The organism is Tropicibacter naphthalenivorans, assembly GCF_900176475.1.
GTDB classification, from domain to species: Bacteria; Pseudomonadota; Alphaproteobacteria; order Rhodobacterales; family Rhodobacteraceae; genus Tropicibacter; species Tropicibacter naphthalenivorans.
This window is the reverse complement of the sequence record NZ_FWXX01000008.1, coordinates 105,624-124,785: the sequence shown is the minus strand read 5'-3', so window position 1 is coordinate 124,785 and position 19,162 is coordinate 105,624. Positions and strand designations below refer to the sequence as shown.

Here is a 19,162-nt window from a genome sequence, read left to right as displayed (position 1 = left end):
GTCGCTCCTGATGAGGTGGCTGCTACCTACCCCTTACACGCGAAAATAGAAAGCCGCCCCGGGGCGATTCACGGCGAAATGACGGCCATTGGCCGCGAAACCTAAGGAATCTATGAACAAATTTATGCACCCCGGGCGGCGTTAACCGAAAACTACCCTGCGTCTGAATAATGACTTTGATCTTCGTCTAAGTCTTGGGGGTATGCCGGGCGCCAAAGCCCGGTGCGATCATGGCGACATATACGTTCATCGGCTACGCGCCTACGGCGTTCATTGCCCTCGGGGGCAGTGACTACATGCTGGACCCGGCTTGGGATTCAGCAACCGATGGCTATACCTTTGTCTTTACCGACGATGACCCCGACCTCAGCGGCGATCTGTCCAACAACGAGGTGGGCGACGACGCCAACCAAAGCGCCGTGGTCACCGATGCGCTTGGCAACCCGGTGGCCAGCGGGCGTGTCTATATCGAGGACCAGTTCGGCTACGTCGATAAGTTCGGCGCGACCCAGGCGATCTATGCCGTCGAAATCGCAGGCGTTCTGATCGGGTACATCGGCACGCAGGAGGTTCAGCCCGGCGTCGTCTGTACCCTGACCTCCTTGGGCAACGTGACCTCGGTGCCCTATGCCAACATCGCGTCCAACACCTATTCGCCGTCTGACGCCGACACCATCCAGGGCAGCGCCGGTGCCGACTCGATCGCGGCGGGCGATCAGGCCGACAGCATCGAAGCCGGCGACGGTGCCGATACCATCGACGGCGGCGCGGGCAATGACACGATCTACTACGGCGACGGCGGGGACTCTGTCTCTGGCGGCGACGGCGATGACCTGATCGACGATGTCGACGGGATTCAACTGGGCAGCGCGGACACCATCGACGGCGGCGCCGGGAACGACTCCATCTACGCGGGTCTGAACACCGATCTCGTCTACGGCGGCACGGGGAACGACTGGATCGCTGGCGAAGGCGGCAACGACACGCTCTATGGCGGCGACGGGAACGACACCGTCCTTGGCGGCGACGGCGAAGACCTGATCTACGGCGAGGCGGGCAGCGACTCCCTGCGGGGCGACGCAGGCAACGACACCATCTACGGCGGTGCCGACAACGACCAGATCTACGGCGGCACCGGCGGAGACCTGCTGTACGGCGATGCGGGCACCGACGTCATCCTTGGGGACGCGGACAACGACACCATCTTCGGCGGTGACGGGGGCGACTATCTGGCGGGCAACGCCGGGTCAGACTCGCTCGAAGGTGGCGCGGATGGCGACATCTTTTTCTTCGAGGATGGCTGGGGCAATGACACCGTTCTTGGTGGCAACACCGTCACCACCGGGTCCGACAACGACTTTTTGAACTTTACCTACCTGACCGCCACCGGGGTCACCGTCACCTTTAGCGGGTGGGAGGATGGCACCGCCTCCGATGGTGGCAACGCCGTGTCCTTTGACAATATCGAAGGGCTGACCATGTCCGCGCAGGCCGACAGCGTCGATGCGGCGCTGGATGGCTCTGGCCTGTTTATCGACATGGGCGGCGGGGCCGACACCGTGGGCGGCGGCTCTGGCGATGATACGATCTACGGCGGCGCGGGGGATGACACCATCTGGGGCGCCGCCGGGGCCGACTATATCGAGGGCGGCGACGGCAGCGACACACTCCAAGGCGCGGATGGCGACGACACCATCTGGGGCGGGGCCGGGGTCAACACCATCATGGGGGACGCGGGCCAAGACGTCCTGATCGTCACCGGGGCGGACGGGCAGACTTCGGCCTTTGGCGGCGAGGGGGGCAGCGACTGGGACACGCTGCAACTGTCCGGCGCGCCGGTGTCGGTCACCTGGGGCGGATGGGAGTTTGGCAGCTTTACCTATGACGGCGGCGTCACCACGCATAATTTCTACGAGATCGAGTATGTGACGGGCACCACCGGGGCGGATACCTTTGACGCCAGCAGCGCCGCGACCGGGGTGAACATCGCCGCAGGGGACGGGGCCGATACGGTCACCGGCTCGGGCTTTGCCGACAGCATCGCGGGGGAGGGCGGCAATGACAGCCTGACGGGCGGGGCCGGGGCCGACACGCTGGACGGCGGGGCCGGGGACGATATCCTGACCGGCGGCACCGGCGACGACGTGATCACGACCGGCACCGGGGCGGATACCATCGTCATGGCTGATGGCGATGGGTCGGACACGATCACCGATTTCGACATGACCGACAGCGGCGGCTTTACGGTCGACCAGCTGGACGTCAGCGGCTTGACCACGGCGGGCGGCGATCCCATCCGGGTCTTTGACGTGGTGGTCAGCGACGATGGGTCCGGCAACGCGGTGCTCAGCTTTCCCGGCGGCGAGCAGGTGACGCTGACCGGGGTGACCCCGGCGCAGGTCAGCTCCACCGGGGCGATGTATTCCATGGGGGTGCCCTGTCTTGCCGAGGGCACACTGGTCGACACGCCCAAAGGTGTGCGCCCGGTGGACAGCCTTGCGCCCGGCGATCTGGTGCGCACCCGCGATGGCCCGCCGCAGCGCGTGCTCTGGGCCGGGTTCCGGGACGTCACGCGCACAGACATGCTGAACGATCCGCGCCTCTTTCCCGTGTTGATCGGGAAGGGGGCTTTGGGGAATCTGCGCCCCTTGCGGGTGTCGGCGCAGCATTGCGTCTGGGTGCCGGGGCAACACGGCGGCGCCTTGGTGCGGGCGCGGCACATGTCGCTGACCGGCTGGGGCGGGGCGCGGATCATGCGCGGCTGCCAAGGCATTCGCTACTACCATATCCTGCTGGAAGAGCACGCGCTGATCCGGGCCGAGGGCGCTTGGGTCGAAAGCTTTTGGCCCGGTCCGGGGGGCTTTGCCGCCGTGGCGCCTGCGCTGCGGATGCACCTGCTGGGGGCGTGCCCCGCGCTGGCCGAAGGGCTGTTGGGCCTTGCCTTGGTCGAGCCTGCCTACGGCCCCCAAGCCCGCCCCGTCCTGCACCGCCGCGACGTAACCGAGACGACCTGCCTGGACTGGTCGTCCCGCTTGCGCCGCCGCGCCAGCGCGCGCACAAACGGTTTAGCCTGAGATTACCCCCAAGGATTGCGCGTGGTCTGCTTGCCTGCGTTTTGCCGATGCCCGGTGCGGGGGATGCGGCTGCTGGCCATGCTGGTCTGAGGCTGGGTCTGGGGCCGCGCGCCTTGTCCGCCTGCCATCTTGCGCAAGGCGGCGATGCGGTTTTCCGTGGCGGGGTGGGTCGCGAACAGGCTGTCGCGTTTATGCGCGTGCAGCGGGTTGATGATGAACATATGTGCTGTCGCGGGATGCGCCTCGGCGGCGTGATTGTCGATGCGCGCCGCGCCCTCCTGGATCCGCTCCAGCGCCGAGGCAAGCCACAAGGGATGCCCGCAGATCTCGGCCCCGGCCTTGTCGGCGGCATATTCGCGCGTGCGCGAAATCGCCATCTGCACCAGCCCCGCCGCCATGGGCGCAAGGAACATCATCGCCAAGGTCGCGCCGATGCCGGGACGGTTGTCGCCGCCCCCGCGAAACAGAAAGGCAAAGTTCGCCAGCATGGTAATCGCGCCCGCAAAGGTCGCCGTCACCGTCATGATCGCCGTGTCGTGGTTGCGGATATGGGCCAGCTCATGCGCAATCACGCCTGCCAGTTCCTCGCGAGAGAGGCGCTGCATCAGGCCCGTCGTCACCGCCACGGCGGCATTCTGCGGGTTGCGCCCGGTGGCAAAGGCGTTGGGCTGCGGCTCGTTGATGATATAGACCGCCGGCACCGGCATCCCCGCGCCTGTCGCCAGATCGGCCACCATGTCGTGCAGGCCAAAGCGGTCGCCCCGGATCACCGGCTGGGCGTTGTGCATTTTCAGCACCATCTTGTCCGAGCCGTACCACGTAAAGGCGTTCATCGCCCCGGCGGCGATCAGCGCGAACAGCATCCCTCCGGTGCCGCCGATCACGTATCCGACGCCCATGAACAAGGCCGTCATCGCGGCCATCAAGATCGCTGTCTTGGCGTAGCCCATCTTTGGTCTCCTATGCTTCGCCCTTGATATAGGAAGCCCGCCCGCGCCCGCAAAGCCCCCCGCGAAAGGCGCGCTTTTATGCAAATGCGGGATTTTCTGACCGATTGGTAAAAGTGACCTAGCGTCCACGGTAGGCAGACGTCATGCGATAGTTACACTTTGGCGACACATCTTTAGCGAATCTTAAATCCCGACCGAAACCCGACAGAGGACCGCATTTCATGTCACGCCATTCCCACGACAAAGGCCGCGCCGCACAGGCCAAAGCGAAACACAGCGACTGGCTCGGGGGGTGGGGCGATGACTGGCTGACCGGCACCGACGGGCGCGACGTGCTGATCGGCAATTGGGGCGACGACACGCTGTTCGGCGGCTTGGGGGATGATCTGCTGATCGGCGGCTGGGGCCGCGACGTGGCCTATTACACCGGCGCGATTGCCGAGTATGACATCGACTACGGCTGGTTTGGCACCATGGCGGTGACCGGCGAGGGGACCGACCTGCTGATTGGCGTCGAGGCGCTGTATTTCGAAGGTGACGATTACACGCTGAACGTCGATGGCACCAACAATGCGGTTCTGGCGGGGGACGACAGCGCCGAGACCGAAGAGAACACCGCGCTGACCCTGAGCGCCGCCGACCTCTTGGCCAATGACCGAGAGTTCGATGGCGACACCATGACGATCACCGGGGTCTCGGCGCTTTCGGCGGGGGGCGCGAGCGTCAGTTTCGACGGCACAGATGTCACCTACACCCCCGGCGCGGCGTTCGATTTTCTGGCTGAGGGCGAGAGTTTTGCCGATACCTTCACCTACACCGTGGACGACGGCAAAGGCGGCACCGACACCGCCACCGTCACCGTGACGATCACCGGCACCAATGACGCCCCCGTCCTGACCGCCCCCGAGGCGATCACCGTGGACGAAGGCACCCTGACCATCGCCGCCGGGATCACCGCGACGGATGTGGACAGCGACGCGCTGACCTACAGCCTGTCCGGCGCGGACGCGGCGCTGTTCGCCATCGACGGGAGCGGCGTGCTGAGCTTTGTCGATGCGCCCGACTTTGAGCTGCCCGACGACGCGGAGGCCGACGGCACCTATGACCTGACCGTGACCGTCAGCGACGGGCTGGCCAGTGACAGCGCTGATCTGGCGATCACTGTGGCGGACGTGGACGAAGGGCTGCTGCGCATCTCCGAGAGTTTCGAGACCGAGACCGCCGGGTCGCGCTATCAAAACGCCGCCGCCGATGGCGATCTGGTGGAGCTTGGCGCGGTGGTCGACCTGACCAACAACGCGGGCCAAGCCACCGTGGACAGCACCCAGCGCACGGGTCTGGGCTATGACCTGACGTGGGTCAACACGCGGGCCGACAGCGGCATTTCCGACGGCGATTACATCGGTATCCAGACCTACACGGGCGTGGTCGGCGGCTACACCGACGGCACCCAAGGCTACGAGCTGCAAGACGCCGACGGCCTGCTGCGCCTGACCTTCCAGACGGTGAACCTCAGCAACACCGGCCCGGTGCGTGTGTCCTTGGATGCGTTTTTCCAGGCCACAGGGTGGGAGGCGGACGACCTCGCGCGGATCTACGTGGACACCGACACCGGCCCCGTCACGCTGTTCGACAGCACCGGCGAAGACATCGACGATCTGGGGGTTGAGGGCGCTTGGCAGACGTTTGATGTGGTGCTGGACGCAGACGTGCAGCGCGCCACGCTGATCGTCGAGCTGGACAGCAACTCCAGTTCCGAGTCGCTTTACTTTGACAATGTGCAGATCAACGAGCTGTTCCAGATCACCCAAAGCTTTGAAACCGAAGCCACCGGCGGGCGCTACGACTTTGACGCGGCGGACGGCGATCTGGTGCCGCTGGGGGGCGAGGTGGACCTGCTCAACGTGGCGGGTCTGGCGAGCGTTGACAGCACTGCCGCCAGTGACGGCCTGCTGGGGTACGACCTGACATGGGTGAACACGCGCGGCGATAGCGGCATTTCCGACGGCGATTACATCGGCGTGCAAAGCTATGCGGGCACCGTGGGGGCCTATACCGACGGCGTTCAGGGCTATGAATTGCAGGACAGCGATGGCCTGCTGCGCATGACCTTTGACGCCGTGGACCTGACCGACATCGGCGCGGTCACCGTGTCGCTCGACGCCTTTGTGCAGGCGACGGGGTGGGAGGCTGACGACCTCATCAACATCTACGTGATGACCGACGCCGGGGCCGTGGCGCTGCTGGACACCACCGGGCAGGACATCGACGATCTGGGGATTGAGGGCGCTTGGCAGACCCTGTCCGTGACCTTGGGGGCCGAGGTCAATTCCGCCCAGCTGGTGGTGGAACTGGACAGCAACTCCAGCTCTGAGAGCCTGTATATCGACAACGTGTCCATTGCCGAGCCGACGGGGGATGACACGGCTCCGGTGGCCGTGACCCTGATCAGCGCCGTGCAGGGCGCGGGGGCATCCTCGGACCTCGTAGGGGATCAGGTGACGGTCGAGGCCATCGTCACCTATGTGACCGACCAAGGCTACTACGTGCAGGAAGAGGATTCCGACGCCGATGGCGATGCCGCCACGTCCGAGGGGCTGTATATCTACACCGGCAGCGCGCCCAGCGTTGCGGTCGGCGATCTGGTCCAGGCCACCGGCACCGTGACCGAATACAATGGCCTGACCGAACTGGCCGGGACCGTCACGACCCAAGTCTTGGACAGCGGTCTGCCACTGCCCACGGCGGCCACCATCGCCCTGTCCGGCAGCGCTCAAGACTACGAGGCCATCGAGGGGATGCAGGTCCTTGTCAGCAGCGGCACCGCCGACGCGCTGACCATCACGCAGAACTTCAACCTCGACCGCTATGGGCAGATCACCGTCTCGGCGGGCACCCTGACCCAGCCGACGCAGCTGTATGACGCCCAGACCGAAGCCGCCGAGATCGCCGCTTTGGCCGAGGCGAACGCCAATGCCTCCTTGCTGATCGACGACGGACTGTCCGGGCAGAACCCCGACGCGTTCGAGTTCCTTCCCGGTGGGCCGGGCGACAATGGCAACGGCTATCTGGACGCGGGCGACGATTTCAGCCTCAGCACCGTGCGCCTTGGGGCCGAGCTGACGGCCCCGATCAGCGGCATCTTGACCGACAGCTTTGGCGCGTGGACGGTGCTGGCGTCGGAGACGCTGGAGATTGACGAGGCCACGAACTCGGGCGCGCGTCAGGACACGCCGACGGACGTGGGCGGCACGCTGCAAGTTACCTCGTATAACGTGCTCAACTTCTTTACTACGATCGACGATGGCAGCCTGACCGGCCCGAATGGCGATCTATCCCCGCGCGGGGCCGACACCCTGTCCGAATATCAGCGCCAGGCCGACAAGCTGGTGACCGGCCTGCTGGCCACGGGGGCAGAGGTCTTTGCCCTGCAAGAGATCGAGAACAACGGCACCGCCATCGACACGCTGGCGGGTCTCATGGGCGGCAGCTATGCCGCGGTCCAGCCCAGCGGGACGGGCTTTGTCGGCGGCGATGCGATCACCACGGGGATCATCTACGACACCTCCGCCGTGACGCTGGTCCACTCCGATTTCCTTGTGTTCGAGGAAAGCTCTGCCGCCACGACCGTCGCGCTGGCAAGCGCCATCGCCTCGGCCATCGGCCACAGCTACAGCGCCAACGACCAGTTCAACCGGCCTTCGGTGGCGGCGACCTTTGTCGACAATGCCACGGGCGACGCGTTCACCGTGGTCTCCTCGCACTTCAAATCCAAGGGCGCGAGCGGGCTGGACGGCGTGGTCGCCGCGGCCGAGGCGCATCTGGCCGGGGGCGGCACCGCCATCACCCAAGCCGATCTGGACGCGCTTTATGCCGATCCGAACGTCGACGCGGGCGACGGGCAGGGCTACTGGAACGGCGTGCGCAGCGATGCGGCGCAGGAGCTGACCGACTGGATCGAGACGACCTACAACGGCGGCGTGTCCAACGTGCTGCTGCTGGGCGACATGAACGCCTACGCCGAGGAAGACCCGGTGCAGTATCTCGACGACGTGGCGGGCTATACCGACCTGATCGACGCCTTTATTGGGCAGGACGAGGCCTATTCCTACGTCTTCAACGGCCAGCAAGGCACGCTGGACCAAGGGTTGGCGGACGCCGCGCTGGCGGGTTTTGTCACCGGCCTGACCGAATGGCACATCAACGCCGATGAGCCGGACCTGCTGAGCTATGACGAGACCTACAAGGACTCTGGCTTCTACGACGCGGGGCTGTTTGGCAGCTCTGATCACGACCCGCTGATCGTCGGGCTCGATTTCACGCTTGGTCTGGCGTAACGCAAGACTTGCGGGGGCGGTGCGGACATGCTGAACATGTGCACCACCCGCCCCCGCAACACAAAGGCCACCCCATGATGCAGTTCTACACCTCGCCCGGCAGCTGCGCCGTTGGCACCCGGATTTTGCTCGAAGAGACCGGCGCCGAGTATCAGGCCCACCGCTTTAACCTCGGGGCCAAAGAGCACCTGAACGACGACTACAAAAAGCTCAACCCCAAGGCGAAGGTGCCCGCGCTGGTCCGCCCCGACGGTTCGGTCCTGACGGAAACGCAGGCGATTGCCTTTTGGCTGGCGGATGCCTTTCCAGAGGCGGCTTTGCTGCCCGAAGGTGCCGAAGGCCGCCTGCGCGTGATGGAGCTGCTTGATTACATGGTCGGCTCGGTGCACATGCGCGGATTCACCTTTGTGATCGTGCCGCATAAATTCGGCCCCACGCCGGAATTCCAGGAACAGATCAAGGCGCATGGCAAGGCGCAGATCGCCATCGGCTTTGGCAATATCTCCGAGGTTCTGGGCGACAAGGACTACCTGTTCGGCGCGTTCAGCGTGGCCGACGCGGTGCTGTTCTACATGACCCGTTGGGCGGTGATGGTCGGTCTGGACATGCCCGCCAACATTGCCGCGCATCACAACCGGATGCTGGATCGCCCCGCCACCCAGCGTGCGCTGAAAGGCGAGGGGATCGAGGTGGGCCGCGCCTAAGCGGCCCCGGCGCGCGCGGTGTTCAGCGCCTCTTGCAGCACCGCGGGGTCGCCAATGTGGTTGGCCAGCAGCAGGATCAGCCGCGCATTCAGGCTGGCGCTTTCGTCCTCGCTGAGGCCGTCGTGGGTGGCGATCAGCTGGGCGTAGAAATCATCCGGTTTGGCCAGATTTGGCTGTGTGTTCAAAGGCATGGCTTATCCTTTTGCGGTGGCACGGCGCAGGGCGGCGCGCACGGCGGCATCGTCAAAACGGTCCCAACGGGCAACCACATGCTGGTCGGGACGGATCAGGTAAACGGCGCTTTGCGCGTCGCCCAAGTACCGCTCGACCAGACGGCCAGAGACATCGCTCAGCGCCAGACGTTTGATGGTAATCCCGCCTTCGTCCAGCGTGTCTGGCGCGTCGACATTCAGCGTCAGCAGGGTGAATCCCCCTCCGAGTTTGCCCAGCAAAAAACCGTCAGGCACGGGCGCATCCGGGCAGGGGCTACCCGGGCGACTGCGCGCAGGACCACCGGGCAAGGCATCCTCGCCAGTCAGGCTCAGCCCGTCATAGACGCAAGGCACCGACAGCCGCCCAGAGTTCACCAAGGGCCGGGCAAAGGCGTGGTGCTCGGCCAGATCCAGCACCGCGTTGCGGAAGACATGGCTGACCTTGGATTTCGGCGTGATAAAGTCCGTGGACCGCGTGGAATTCAGGATATTCTCATCCGCGCCAAAGGCGCGTTCCTCGTGGTAGCTATCCAAGAGCGCGTCGGGGGCTTTGCCGCCAATGACCAGCCCCAGCTTCCACCCAAGGTTGTCCACGTCCTGCATCCCAGAGTTCGCGCCGCGCGCGCCAAAGGGTGAAACCTGATGCGCTGCATCCCCGGCAAAGATCACCCGTCCGTGGCGGAACTGCTTCATCCGGCGACATTGGAACGTGTAGATCGAGGTCCAGACGATGTCGTAGCTGACCCCCGGCAACATGGCATCCAGACGGGCGCGGACGTTCTCTTCTTGCAGCTCGTGCTTGCGATCCACGTCCCAGCCGATCTGGAAGTCGACCCGCCAGACGCCGTCGGGCTGCTTGTGCAGCAGGGTGGACGCGCCGGATTTGAAATGCGGCTCAAACCAGAACCACCGCTCGGTCGGGAAATCCTCGTTGTCCATCTTGATGTCGGCAATGAGGAAACTGTCCTCGAACACGCGCCCGTCGAAATCGAGACCCATCATCCCGCGCAAGGGGCTGGACGCGCCATCCGCGCCGATCAGCCAATCGGCCTCAATCGTATAGGGGCCATCAGGGGTGGTGATGTTCAGCACCACATGGTCGTCATGCGTTTCGACACTGTCGACGCGGTTCTTGCCGCGCAGCTCGATGGGCGCGCCGTCCGCCTGCGCCTGCCGCACCCGGTCCACAAGGAACTTTTCAAAGTAGGGCTGTTGCAGGTTGATAAAGGCGGGGAACTTGTGCCCGTCCTCGGGCAAAAGGTTGAATTCAAACACCTTGCGGTCGTCGTGGAAGACTTTCCCAAGGTTCCACACAACGCCCTTGTCCAGCATCGCCTCGCCCGCGCCATAGCGGTCGGCGATCTCCAGACAGCGCTTGGCGAAACAGATCGCGCGGCTCCCCTGACCGATGCCCTCGTGGTCGTCCAGCACCACCACCGGGATGCCTTGCAGCCCGAGGTCCAGCGCCGTGGCGACGCCAATCGGCCCGCCGCCCATGATGACCACCGGATGGCGCACCGGTTGTGCGGCGTCCTGATCGGCACTGCGCGCGTAAGGGTAGAGTTTGAACGCCAGTTGATAGCGGTCCTGAATCATGTATTCCTCCCGAAGTCAGACGGTGTAACCGCTGTCTGCGATGTGCTTTTTAAAGTCTTCGAAGCCAAGCTTGCGCCCGTCAGCGAGTTCAAAGAGGTCCCCGCGTTTGACCCGGTGCGTGTCGGCCTTTTCGGGACCGCCAAGGTGGTCGCCTTCACGCGGGCCGCCCCAGTAGATCCACGTGACCTGAAGGTGGCACAGCACCTGGCCCTGCCGCCAAATAGTGACAGGCAAGACCTTGCGCAGATCCCCCGAAAAGGTCGAAGGCTGCCCGTCCCAGCGTGTGGGGGAGGGGGGCTTGGTGCCGGCAGGGTGCGGTGGGGTCCGGGCGGGCGCGTCCCCGCGCTTTGGACCGATCGGCCCAAAGACCCGTTGCAAAAGCGTTTTGGCACCAAGCAGCCGTCTCATCCCTGAAGGGCCGCCCACATTTCCTTGTCGCGCTGCGCCGTCCAGACACGCGGCGTGTCGATGCCGCGGGCCTCGTCATAGGCACGGGCGACGTTGAACGGCAGGCAATGCTCGTAGATCGCGTAGTCCGAGAACTTGGGGTCGCATTCGGCACGGCAGGCGTCCCACGCCTCTTTCAGCGAGCCGCCACGGGCGACAACCTTGGCGATGGGTTTGTAGGTCGAGTTGACGAAATCGGCGGTCGAGGCAATGGCCTTGGCGACCATTTCCTCACCGACCAAAGCGTCCCCGCGCCCCGGCGCAATCGCTTTGGGTTCAAAGGCGGCGATGTTCATCAAGGTCTCTTCCCAGTCGCCAAAGTGGCCGTCGCCGCAGTAGCAGGCCGAGTGGTATTCGACGATGTCGCCGGTGAACATGACCTCTTGGTCCGGCACCCAGATCACCGCATCTCCGGCGGTATGGGCGCGGCCCAGCGTCATGATGTCAACGCGGCGCTTGCCAAGGTAGACGGTCATGCGGTCGCTGAAAGTGGTGGTCGGGCGGGTCAGACCGGGGATTTCCTCGTGGCCTTGGAAGAGACGCGGGAAGCGGTCGAATTCGCTGTCCCAATCCTCTTGTCCGCGCTCTTCGACCATGGCGGCGGCGGTGTCGGACATGATGATCTCGCGCGCGCCATAGGCGCTGGCCCCCAGCACACGCACCGCGTGATAGTGGGTTAGAACAAGGTGGCTGATCGGCTTGTCGGTGACAGAGCGCACGCACTCGATGACCTTGCGGGCAAGGCGGGGGGTGGCTTGCGCCTCGACGATCATGACACTGTCATCGCCGATGATCACGCCGGTGTTGGGGTCTCCTTCGGCGGTAAAGGCATAGAGCCCCTCGCCCACTTGGGTGAAGGAGATGGTTTTTTCTTCCATGTCGTTTGCCGAGGCAAATCCTTTGGTCATGTCGCGTTTCCTTAGTGCGTGCGGCGCCTGTGGTGGCGGCGGAATTTTGGATATTTATAAAGAGAAGAAGACCTTAGCGTTTGTAAGGGTCCTCAAGTGCGGGCAGGACCTTGGCGGTGCAGTCGCCAAAGCCAATGCGGAAGCCGTCCCCCAAGGCGTGGCCGCGCAGCGTCAGGGTGTCGCCATCCTCGACAAAGGCGCGGGTCTCGCCGGTGTCCAGCGTGATCGGGTCCTGGCCGCCCCATGTGATTTCCAGCAGGGCGCCGCGCTGGTCCTTTTCGGTGCCAGAGATGGTGCCAGAGCCGAGCAGGTCGCCGACGTTCATCGGACATCCAGAGGTGGTGTGATGCGCCAGCTGCTGGGCGCTGGAGTAGTACATCGTGTTGTAGTTGGTGCGGCTGATGACGGTCTCGGGCGCACCTTCGGGCGCAAGGCCCACTTCGAGCGCGATGTCATAGAGCATCGGGCCCGGTTCGGTCAGGTAGTCCAGCAGCGGGCGCTTGCGTTCGGGCGTGGGGCAGCGAAACGGCTCCAGCGCGGCCTTGGGGATGATCCACGGGCTCAGCGTGGTGGCGGTGGCCTTGGACTGGAACGGGCCGAGGGGCATGTACTCCCACGCTTGGATGTCGCGGGCCGACCAGTCGTTCAGCAGCACGTAGCCAAAGATCATCTCGTCCGCTTCGGCCACGGTCACCGGCCCGGTCGAAGGTTGCCCCACAATGGCCCCCATCTCCAGCTCGATGTCGAACCGCTTGCAGGGGGCAAAGACCGGCAACTCGGCATCGGGGGATTTCAACTGCCCCCAAGGGCGGCGCACATCCGTCCCCGACACCTGCACCGAAGACGCCCGCCCGTTGTACCCGATCGGCACCGACAACCAGTTTGCCGGCAGCGCATTCTCCGGCCCGCGGAACATCGTCCCCACATTGCTCGCATGGTTGAACGACGCGTAAAAGTCGGTGTACTCGGCAACCGTAAACGGCAAGCACATTTGCGTCCCCACCTGCGGCACCATATAGCGCACCAAGCCCTGCGGGTCCTCATAATCCTCCCGCAACAGCTCTGTCACCGCCGCCCGGAACCCCGCCCAGACCGCCGGCCCCAAGGCCATGAACTCGGTCCAGTCGCCGAAAAAGAACACCTCTTCCTCGTCGGGCACCGCGATCACACCGTCCGCCTCCAAAGCGGTCACATCAAGGATCATATCCCCAATCGCCACCCCGCAATGCTGCTCGCCGCTGTCGCTGACAAACGCGCCATAGGGCAGGTTGTTCAAGGGAAAATCCGTCTCCGGCGTATTGGCGCTGTCGACCCAGCTGGTCATCAGGGGCATGGGGGCTCCTCACTCCTTATCGGGGCAGGCCACGCGCCCACACCCTATCTTCTTCTCTTGTAAAATATCCCGGGGGAGTCGCCCAGCGGGCGGCGGGGGCAGCGCCCCCTCTTCCCCTGCGGCTCACTTCCTGCCGGGGGTGCCGTCGAACTTCTTCTCCAGGCTCTCCCAGCAATCGATGTAATCATCCTGCAAGGGCGCCTCTTGCGCCGCAAAGGCCGTCAGATGCTGTGGAAAGCGCGTCTCGAACATGAACGACATGGTATTGTCCAGCTTCTCCGCCTTCAGCTCGGCGTTGGACGCCCCTTCAAAGGCATTCCGGTCCGGCCCGTGCGGCAGCATCATGTTGTGCAAAGACATCCCGCCCGGCACGAACCCCTGCGGTTTGGCATCATACTGCCCGTAGATGTTGCCCATCAGCTCGGACATGATGTTCTTGTGATACCACGGCGGGCGAAAGGTATCCTCGGCCACCATCCAACGCTCGCGGAACAGCACAAAGTCGATGTTCGCCGTCCCCGGCACGCCGCTCGGGGCGGTCAAAACCGTAAAGATCGACGGGTCCGGGTGGTCGAACAGGATCGCGCCAACGGGGCAATAGGTCCGCAGGTCATACTTGTACGGCGCGTAGTTGCCGTGCCACGCCACGACGTCCAAGGGCGACTGCCCGATCCGGGTCTCGTGGAACTGGCCGCACCACTTGATCGTCAGGGTCGAGGGCACCTCGCGGTCCTCAAATGCGGCCACCGGCGCCTTGAAGTCGCGCGGGTTCGCAAGGCAGTTCGCCCCGATCGGCCCGCGCCCCGGCAGCTCGAACTTTTGACCGTAGTTTTCGCAGACAAACCCGCGGCACGGGCCTTCGAGCACTTCGACCCGGTACACCAACCCACGCGGCAGGATCGCGATCTCTTGCGGCGCAAGGTCGATCACCCCCAGCTCGGTGCAAAAGCGCAAGCGCCCCTGCTGCGGAACCACCAGCAATTCGCTGTCAGCGCTGAAAAAATACGAATCTACCATGGACTCGGTCACGAGGTAGATATGCGAGGCCATGCCCACCTGCGTGTTCACATCCCCCGCCGTGGTCATCGTCCGCATCCCCGTCAGCCAGTTCAGTGGGGCTACCGCTTCGCGACTTGAGCGCGAGTCAGTCCCCCCCGGCATCTCCACCGGATCCCAGCGGTACTGCCCCAGCGAAATCACGTCCGGATCGACGCAAGGCGCGCTTTTCCAGTAGGGCAGGTCGATCTTGGTATAGCGGGCGGAGTGTTTCACCGACGGGCGAATGCGATAGGTCCAGGTGCGTTCTGGCGGATTGGCGGTAAAAGCCGTCCCGGACAGCTGCTCGCCATAAAGACCGTAGTTGCACTTTTGCGGCGAGTTCATGCCCTGCGGCAGCGCGTCGGGCAGCGCTTCGGTTTCAAAGTCGTTGCCGAAACCGGGCATATAGCCCTCATGCGGGCCGGCCTTTGCGGTGGCGCGGATCATCCCCGTGGGCAGCTCTTGCGACGTCATGACAGGCCTCCTCCTAAACGTGACTGACAGAGTCGTATTTGCCCGCACTGTTCATTGCAAATGCAACGGTGTCAAGAATTTCATTGCAGATGCCACAAATCGTGCCAAAAGTTGCCCCGCGCACAAGAGACGAATTCCCATGCCCCAACGCCCCTTTGAACTGGCCGAGTTTCTGCCCTACCGCATGACCGTCGCGGCAGAGCGGCTCAGCGCGGGGATGGCGCGGCGCTATCGCGACGAGTTCGGGATTTCCGTGGCCGAATGGCGCGTGTTGGTCCATGTGGCCGATGCGGGCGCGGTGTCGATCCGCGACATTCACAGCCGGGTGCATCTGGAAAAGTCCAAGGCCAGCCGCGCCGCCACGCGCCTTGAGGCGGCGGGCTATGTCACCAAGACTGTGAACGAGACCGACCGGCGGCTGATTTCCCTGACGCTGACCGATCAGGGCCAGGCCTTGATGCAGGATCTGACCCAGATCGCCCGCGATTACCAAGCGCGTCTGGACGCCTTGCTCGCGCCCCAGCTTGACGCGTTGAACGCTGCGCTGGATACGCTGGAAACGCAGGACCTATAGGTCAGTCGAGCCGGATCAGGTAATCTTCGGACGGGCCATCGCGGCGCGGAGAGCGGTTGGTGGTGATCGCATAGAACGTGTGCCCCACGGCCAGCACATCGCGGATGCGCGCGCCCGCGTCATAGGCCTGCCGCACCGTGCCGTCCTGTGACACCGCCAGCACCGCCCCTTGGCGCAGGCTGGCCAGCAGCAGGCCGTCCTCGCCCCACGCCAGCCCCGACGGCGCCCAGGTGCGCCCGCCGGAATGCGCCAAAGGCGGCGTCAGCCCCTCGCCCGTCTCGTCGCCCTGCACCAAGGGCCAGCCGTAATTGCCCCCGGCGGTGATCCGGTTGACCTCATCGTGGCCGCTTTGCCCATGCTCGGCGGCATACATCGTCCCTGCGTCGTCCCACGCGATCCCTTGGGGGTTGCGGTGCCCCAGCGACCACACAAGCGAGCCATCAAAGGGGTTGCCTGTCGGGATGTCGCCATCGGGCGTGACCCGCAGGATCTTTCCGGCAAGGCTCTCAAGGTCTTGGGGCAGATCGGGATTTTCCGTCCAGCCGGTGGTCACATAGAGCATCCCATCGGGGCCAAAGGCCACACGTCCCCCGTTGTACAGCGGATGGCCGGGGATGTCGTCGATCAGCACGCGGGTCTCGACAAAGGCGTCGCCTTGCAGTTCGGCCTCGATCACGCGGTTGTAGCGGTCACTGGGCGTGCCCGCGTGGTGATAGAGCACAACGTGCAACGGATCATCGGTCAGCGCCAGCCCCATCAAACCGCCGCCGCGATCGTTTAGGATCGGCACGCGGGTCACCAGCGGATGGCGGGTGAACGCGCCCTGCGACAGCACACCAAGGGTGCCGCCCTTTTCGGTCAGGAACAGCGTCTCGCCCGCTGCTTCGATGTCCCAAGGGTAGTCGAGCCCCTCCAGTACGGTGGTGTGCGCCTGCGCGGCGGTGGCCGCGGTCAGGACGGCGGCAAAGGCGGCAGGGGCGGCGCGGCGGTGCAGGCAAAGGGGCAAAGGGGCGTCTCCGTTCACTTGGGTTTTCTGGGCAAAACATGCGCTCTGGGCCGAGCGCTTCAATGCCCGCCGGGCCAAAGCCACCGATGAGCGCCATTCATCAAAGCCACCAAGCGCCCCAAAATGGATTGCTGGAAAATGACCTCTGAGACTAAGGTTTTTGAATTCGCGGCCACAACACAATTGACCGTCCGGTCGGTTTATGTGATAGCTACCCTTGAGAGGGCGCCCCCGAGGAGGATCGGACAGCCCGGAGGAGACGCGAATGACCCAGACTGACCCTGTGCTGTCGTCCCTGAAGGACGGCGTGCTGACCGTGACCTTGAACCGGCCGGACAAGCTCAATTCCTTTAACGAAGACATGCACCTTGCCTTGCGTGCGCAAATCCAGCGGGCGCATGACGATCCCGACGTGCGCGCAGTGCTGATCACCGGGGCGGGGCGCGGCTTTTGCGCGGGCCAGGATCTTGGCGACCGCGATCCGCGCAGCGGCGAGACACCCGACTTGGGCAAGACGCTTGAGACGTTCTACAACCCGACCCTGCGGCTGATGCGCAGCCTGAACAAGCCGATCATCTGCGCCGTCAATGGCGTCGCGGCGGGGGCAGGGGCCAATATCGCGCTGGCCTGCGACATCGTTCTGGCGGCGAAATCGGCCAAGTTCATCCAGGCCTTTGCCAAGATCGGCCTGATCCCCGACGCCGGCGGCAGCTGGTCGCTGCCCCGCTTGATCGGCGAGGCGCGCGCCAAGGCTTTGGCCCTGACCGCCGAGCCGCTGACCGCCGAGACAGCCGCCGATTGGGGCTTGATCTGGCAGGCGTTGGACGATGCCGAGCTGATGCCGCAGGCGCAGGCCTTGGCCGCCCAGCTGGCGCAGGGGCCGACGCTGGGTCTGGGGCTGACGAAACAACTGATCCAAGAGGCCGCGACCAACGATCTGGACACCCAGCTGGACCGCGAATGCGCCCTGCAACGCCAAGCGGGCCGCAGCGACGACTATGCCGAAGGCGTCACCGCCTTTCTCGAAAAACGCGCGCCCCGCTTTACGGGCCACTAACAGGACAGCTCAAGATTAGCACAGGCCGCAATCACACGCGGCCAAAGGGAGGAAACGCAATGACCAACATGACCCCATCCAAGGAAATCCTCGACCCGATCGAGATCGCCAGCCGCGACGAGATCACCGCCCTTCAAGAACAGCGCATGGCGTGGTCGCTGCGCCATGCCTATGAGAACTCGGCGTTCTTCAAGGCGAATTTCGACAAGCACGGCGCGCACCCGGACGATTTCAAAACGCTGGCCGATCTGGCCAAGTTTCCCTTCACCATGAAGCAAGACCTGCGCGACACCTACCCGTTCGGCATGTTCGCCGTCCCAGAGGAAAAGGTCGCGCGGATTCACGGCTCTTCGGGGACCACGGGCAAGCCGACGGTGGTGGGCTATACCGCGAATGACATCAGCAACTGGGCCGATTGCGTGGCGCGCTCGATCCGGGCGTCCGGCGGGCGTGCCGGGGACAAGTGCCACATCTCGTATGGCTACGGGCTGTTCACCGGCGGTCTGGGCGCACACTATGGCGCGGAACGTCTGGGCTGTACCGTGATCCCCATGTCGGGCGGGATGACCGAACGGCAGGTGCAGCTGATCCAGGATTTCAAGCCGCGCATCATCATGGTCACGCCGTCCTACATGCTGGCGATCCTCGACGAGTTCAAACGGCAGGGGATCGACCCGCGCAGCAGCTCGCTACAGGTGGGGATTTTCGGGGCCGAGCCGTGGACCAACGCCATGCGCGAGGAGATTGAGCAGGCGTTTGACATGCACGCGGTCGACATCTACGGCCTGTCCGAGGTGATGGGGCCGGGGGTGGCCAACGAATGCGTGGAAACCAAGGACGGGCTGCACGTCTGGGAAGACCACTTCTACCCCGAGATCATCGACCCCGCGACGGGCGAGGTCTTGCCCGACGGCGAGATGGGCGAGCTGGTCTTTACCACGCTGACCAAAGAAGCGCTGCCGATGGTGCGCTATCGCACCCGCGACCTGACCCGCATCCTGCCGGGGACTGCGCGGTCCATGCGGCGGATTGAAAAGATCACCGGGCGCAGCGACGACATGATCATTCTGCGCGGCGTCAACGTCTTCCCGACCCAGATCGAAGAGCAGATCCTCAAGTGCAAGGGGCTTGCGCCGCACTTCCAGATCGAGCTGGTGACGAGCGGGCGGATGGACGCCATGGTGGTGCACGTCGAGGCGACGCCTGCGATGGCCTCTGCGGATGCGCGCGCGGTCTCGGCCAAGGAACTGTCGCACCACATCAAGTCCGTGGTCGGTATCTCTACCAAGATCGAGGTCCACGACCCCGATGGCATCGCCCGCTCCGAAGGCAAGGCCAAGCGCGTGGTGGACAACCGCAGCGCGTAAGGTGTGGAGAAGATTGACCGAACGACTGGTTAATCATCGGTAAATGGCGTAGAGCGAAGGGCACAGCCTTTCGCCTATTCCTGTT

At 64.4% G+C, this 19,162-nt stretch carries 14 protein-coding genes; 6 read left to right on the top strand and 8 right to left on the bottom strand.

From position 1 onward, the window contains the following. Positions 1-230 precede the first annotated feature (230 nt). Positions 231-3,074, top strand: coding sequence for a Hint domain-containing protein (locus B9A11_RS16060; protein WP_058248824.1), 2,844 nt, complete (start codon positions 231-233; stop codon positions 3,072-3,074). 2 nt (positions 3,075-3,076) lie between these two features. On the opposite strand, the gene htpX is transcribed toward B9A11_RS16060, so the two are convergent. Continuing rightward, positions 3,077-4,024, bottom strand: coding sequence for a zinc metalloprotease HtpX (gene htpX / locus B9A11_RS16055; RefSeq protein ID WP_058248823.1), 948 nt, complete (start codon positions 4,022-4,024; stop codon positions 3,077-3,079). A gap of 221 nt (positions 4,025-4,245) precedes the next feature. On the opposite strand from htpX, the gene B9A11_RS16050 reads away from it, so the two are divergent. Together B9A11_RS16050 and B9A11_RS16045 are read left to right on the top strand one after the other, a co-directional pair. After that, positions 4,246-8,361 carry an ExeM/NucH family extracellular endonuclease gene (locus B9A11_RS16050; RefSeq protein ID WP_058248822.1) on the top strand — a complete coding sequence of 1,372 codons (4,116 nt, stop codon included), beginning with the start codon at positions 4,246-4,248 and terminating at the stop codon, positions 8,359-8,361. Between the two features lie 74 nt (positions 8,362-8,435). After that, positions 8,436-9,065 (top strand): glutathione S-transferase family protein, encoded by a 630-nt coding sequence (locus B9A11_RS16045; protein ID WP_083499912.1) that lies wholly within the window; start codon positions 8,436-8,438, stop codon positions 9,063-9,065. Here the strand turns inward: B9A11_RS16045 and B9A11_RS16040 are convergent. From B9A11_RS16040 to hmgA, 6 genes are all read right to left on the bottom strand, one after another. Next, entirely contained in the window at positions 9,062-9,256 is a 195-nt protein-coding gene (locus B9A11_RS16040) for a DUF2783 domain-containing protein (protein ID WP_058248821.1), read from the bottom strand. The genes B9A11_RS16045 and B9A11_RS16040 overlap by 4 nt on opposite strands. A 3-nt stretch (positions 9,257-9,259) precedes the next feature. Beyond that, complete coding sequence (locus B9A11_RS16035) at positions 9,260-10,873, bottom strand: FAD-dependent oxidoreductase (RefSeq protein ID WP_058248820.1); 1,614 nt, start codon at positions 10,871-10,873, stop codon at positions 9,260-9,262. Between the two features lie 15 nt (positions 10,874-10,888). Next, positions 10,889-11,107 (bottom strand): hypothetical protein, encoded by a 219-nt coding sequence (locus tag B9A11_RS21160; RefSeq protein ID WP_143595907.1) that lies wholly within the window; start codon positions 11,105-11,107, stop codon positions 10,889-10,891. A gap of 170 nt (positions 11,108-11,277) precedes the next feature. Then, on the bottom strand, positions 11,278-12,228 hold the full coding sequence (locus B9A11_RS16025) for an MBL fold metallo-hydrolase (RefSeq protein ID WP_058248818.1): 951 nt from the start codon (positions 12,226-12,228) through the stop codon (positions 11,278-11,280). Positions 12,229-12,301: 73 nt separating this feature from the next. Then, positions 12,302-13,561 (bottom strand): fumarylacetoacetase, encoded by a 1,260-nt coding sequence (gene fahA, locus B9A11_RS16020; protein ID WP_058248817.1) that lies wholly within the window; start codon positions 13,559-13,561, stop codon positions 12,302-12,304. Between the two features lie 123 nt (positions 13,562-13,684). Next, positions 13,685-15,073, bottom strand: a complete 1,389-nt coding sequence (hmgA, locus tag B9A11_RS16015) for a homogentisate 1,2-dioxygenase (RefSeq protein ID WP_058248816.1) — start codon at positions 15,071-15,073, stop codon at positions 13,685-13,687. A gap of 139 nt (positions 15,074-15,212) precedes the next feature. Here hmgA and B9A11_RS16010 point away from each other — a divergent pair, with 139 nt between their 5' ends. After that, positions 15,213-15,647 carry a MarR family winged helix-turn-helix transcriptional regulator gene (locus B9A11_RS16010; protein ID WP_058248815.1) on the top strand — a complete coding sequence of 145 codons (435 nt, stop codon included), beginning with the start codon at positions 15,213-15,215 and terminating at the stop codon, positions 15,645-15,647. Position 15,648: 1 nt separating this feature from the next. Here B9A11_RS16010 and B9A11_RS16005 read toward each other — a convergent pair whose 3' ends face one another. Continuing rightward, positions 15,649-16,671, bottom strand: a complete 1,023-nt coding sequence (locus B9A11_RS16005; protein ID WP_234988872.1) for a PQQ-dependent sugar dehydrogenase — start codon at positions 16,669-16,671, stop codon at positions 15,649-15,651. A 247-nt stretch (positions 16,672-16,918) separates the two neighbouring features. Between B9A11_RS16005 and paaG the strand changes: the two genes are divergently transcribed. Together paaG and paaK are read left to right on the top strand one after the other, a co-directional pair. Beyond that, positions 16,919-17,710, top strand: coding sequence for a 2-(1,2-epoxy-1,2-dihydrophenyl)acetyl-CoA isomerase PaaG (paaG, locus tag B9A11_RS16000; RefSeq protein WP_058248814.1), 792 nt, complete (start codon positions 16,919-16,921; stop codon positions 17,708-17,710). Positions 17,711-17,769: 59 nt separating this feature from the next. Further along, a complete protein-coding gene (gene paaK / locus B9A11_RS15995; protein WP_058248813.1) occupies positions 17,770-19,077 on the top strand; it encodes a phenylacetate--CoA ligase PaaK in 1,308 nt (435 codons plus the stop codon). Positions 19,078-19,162 lie beyond the last annotated feature (85 nt).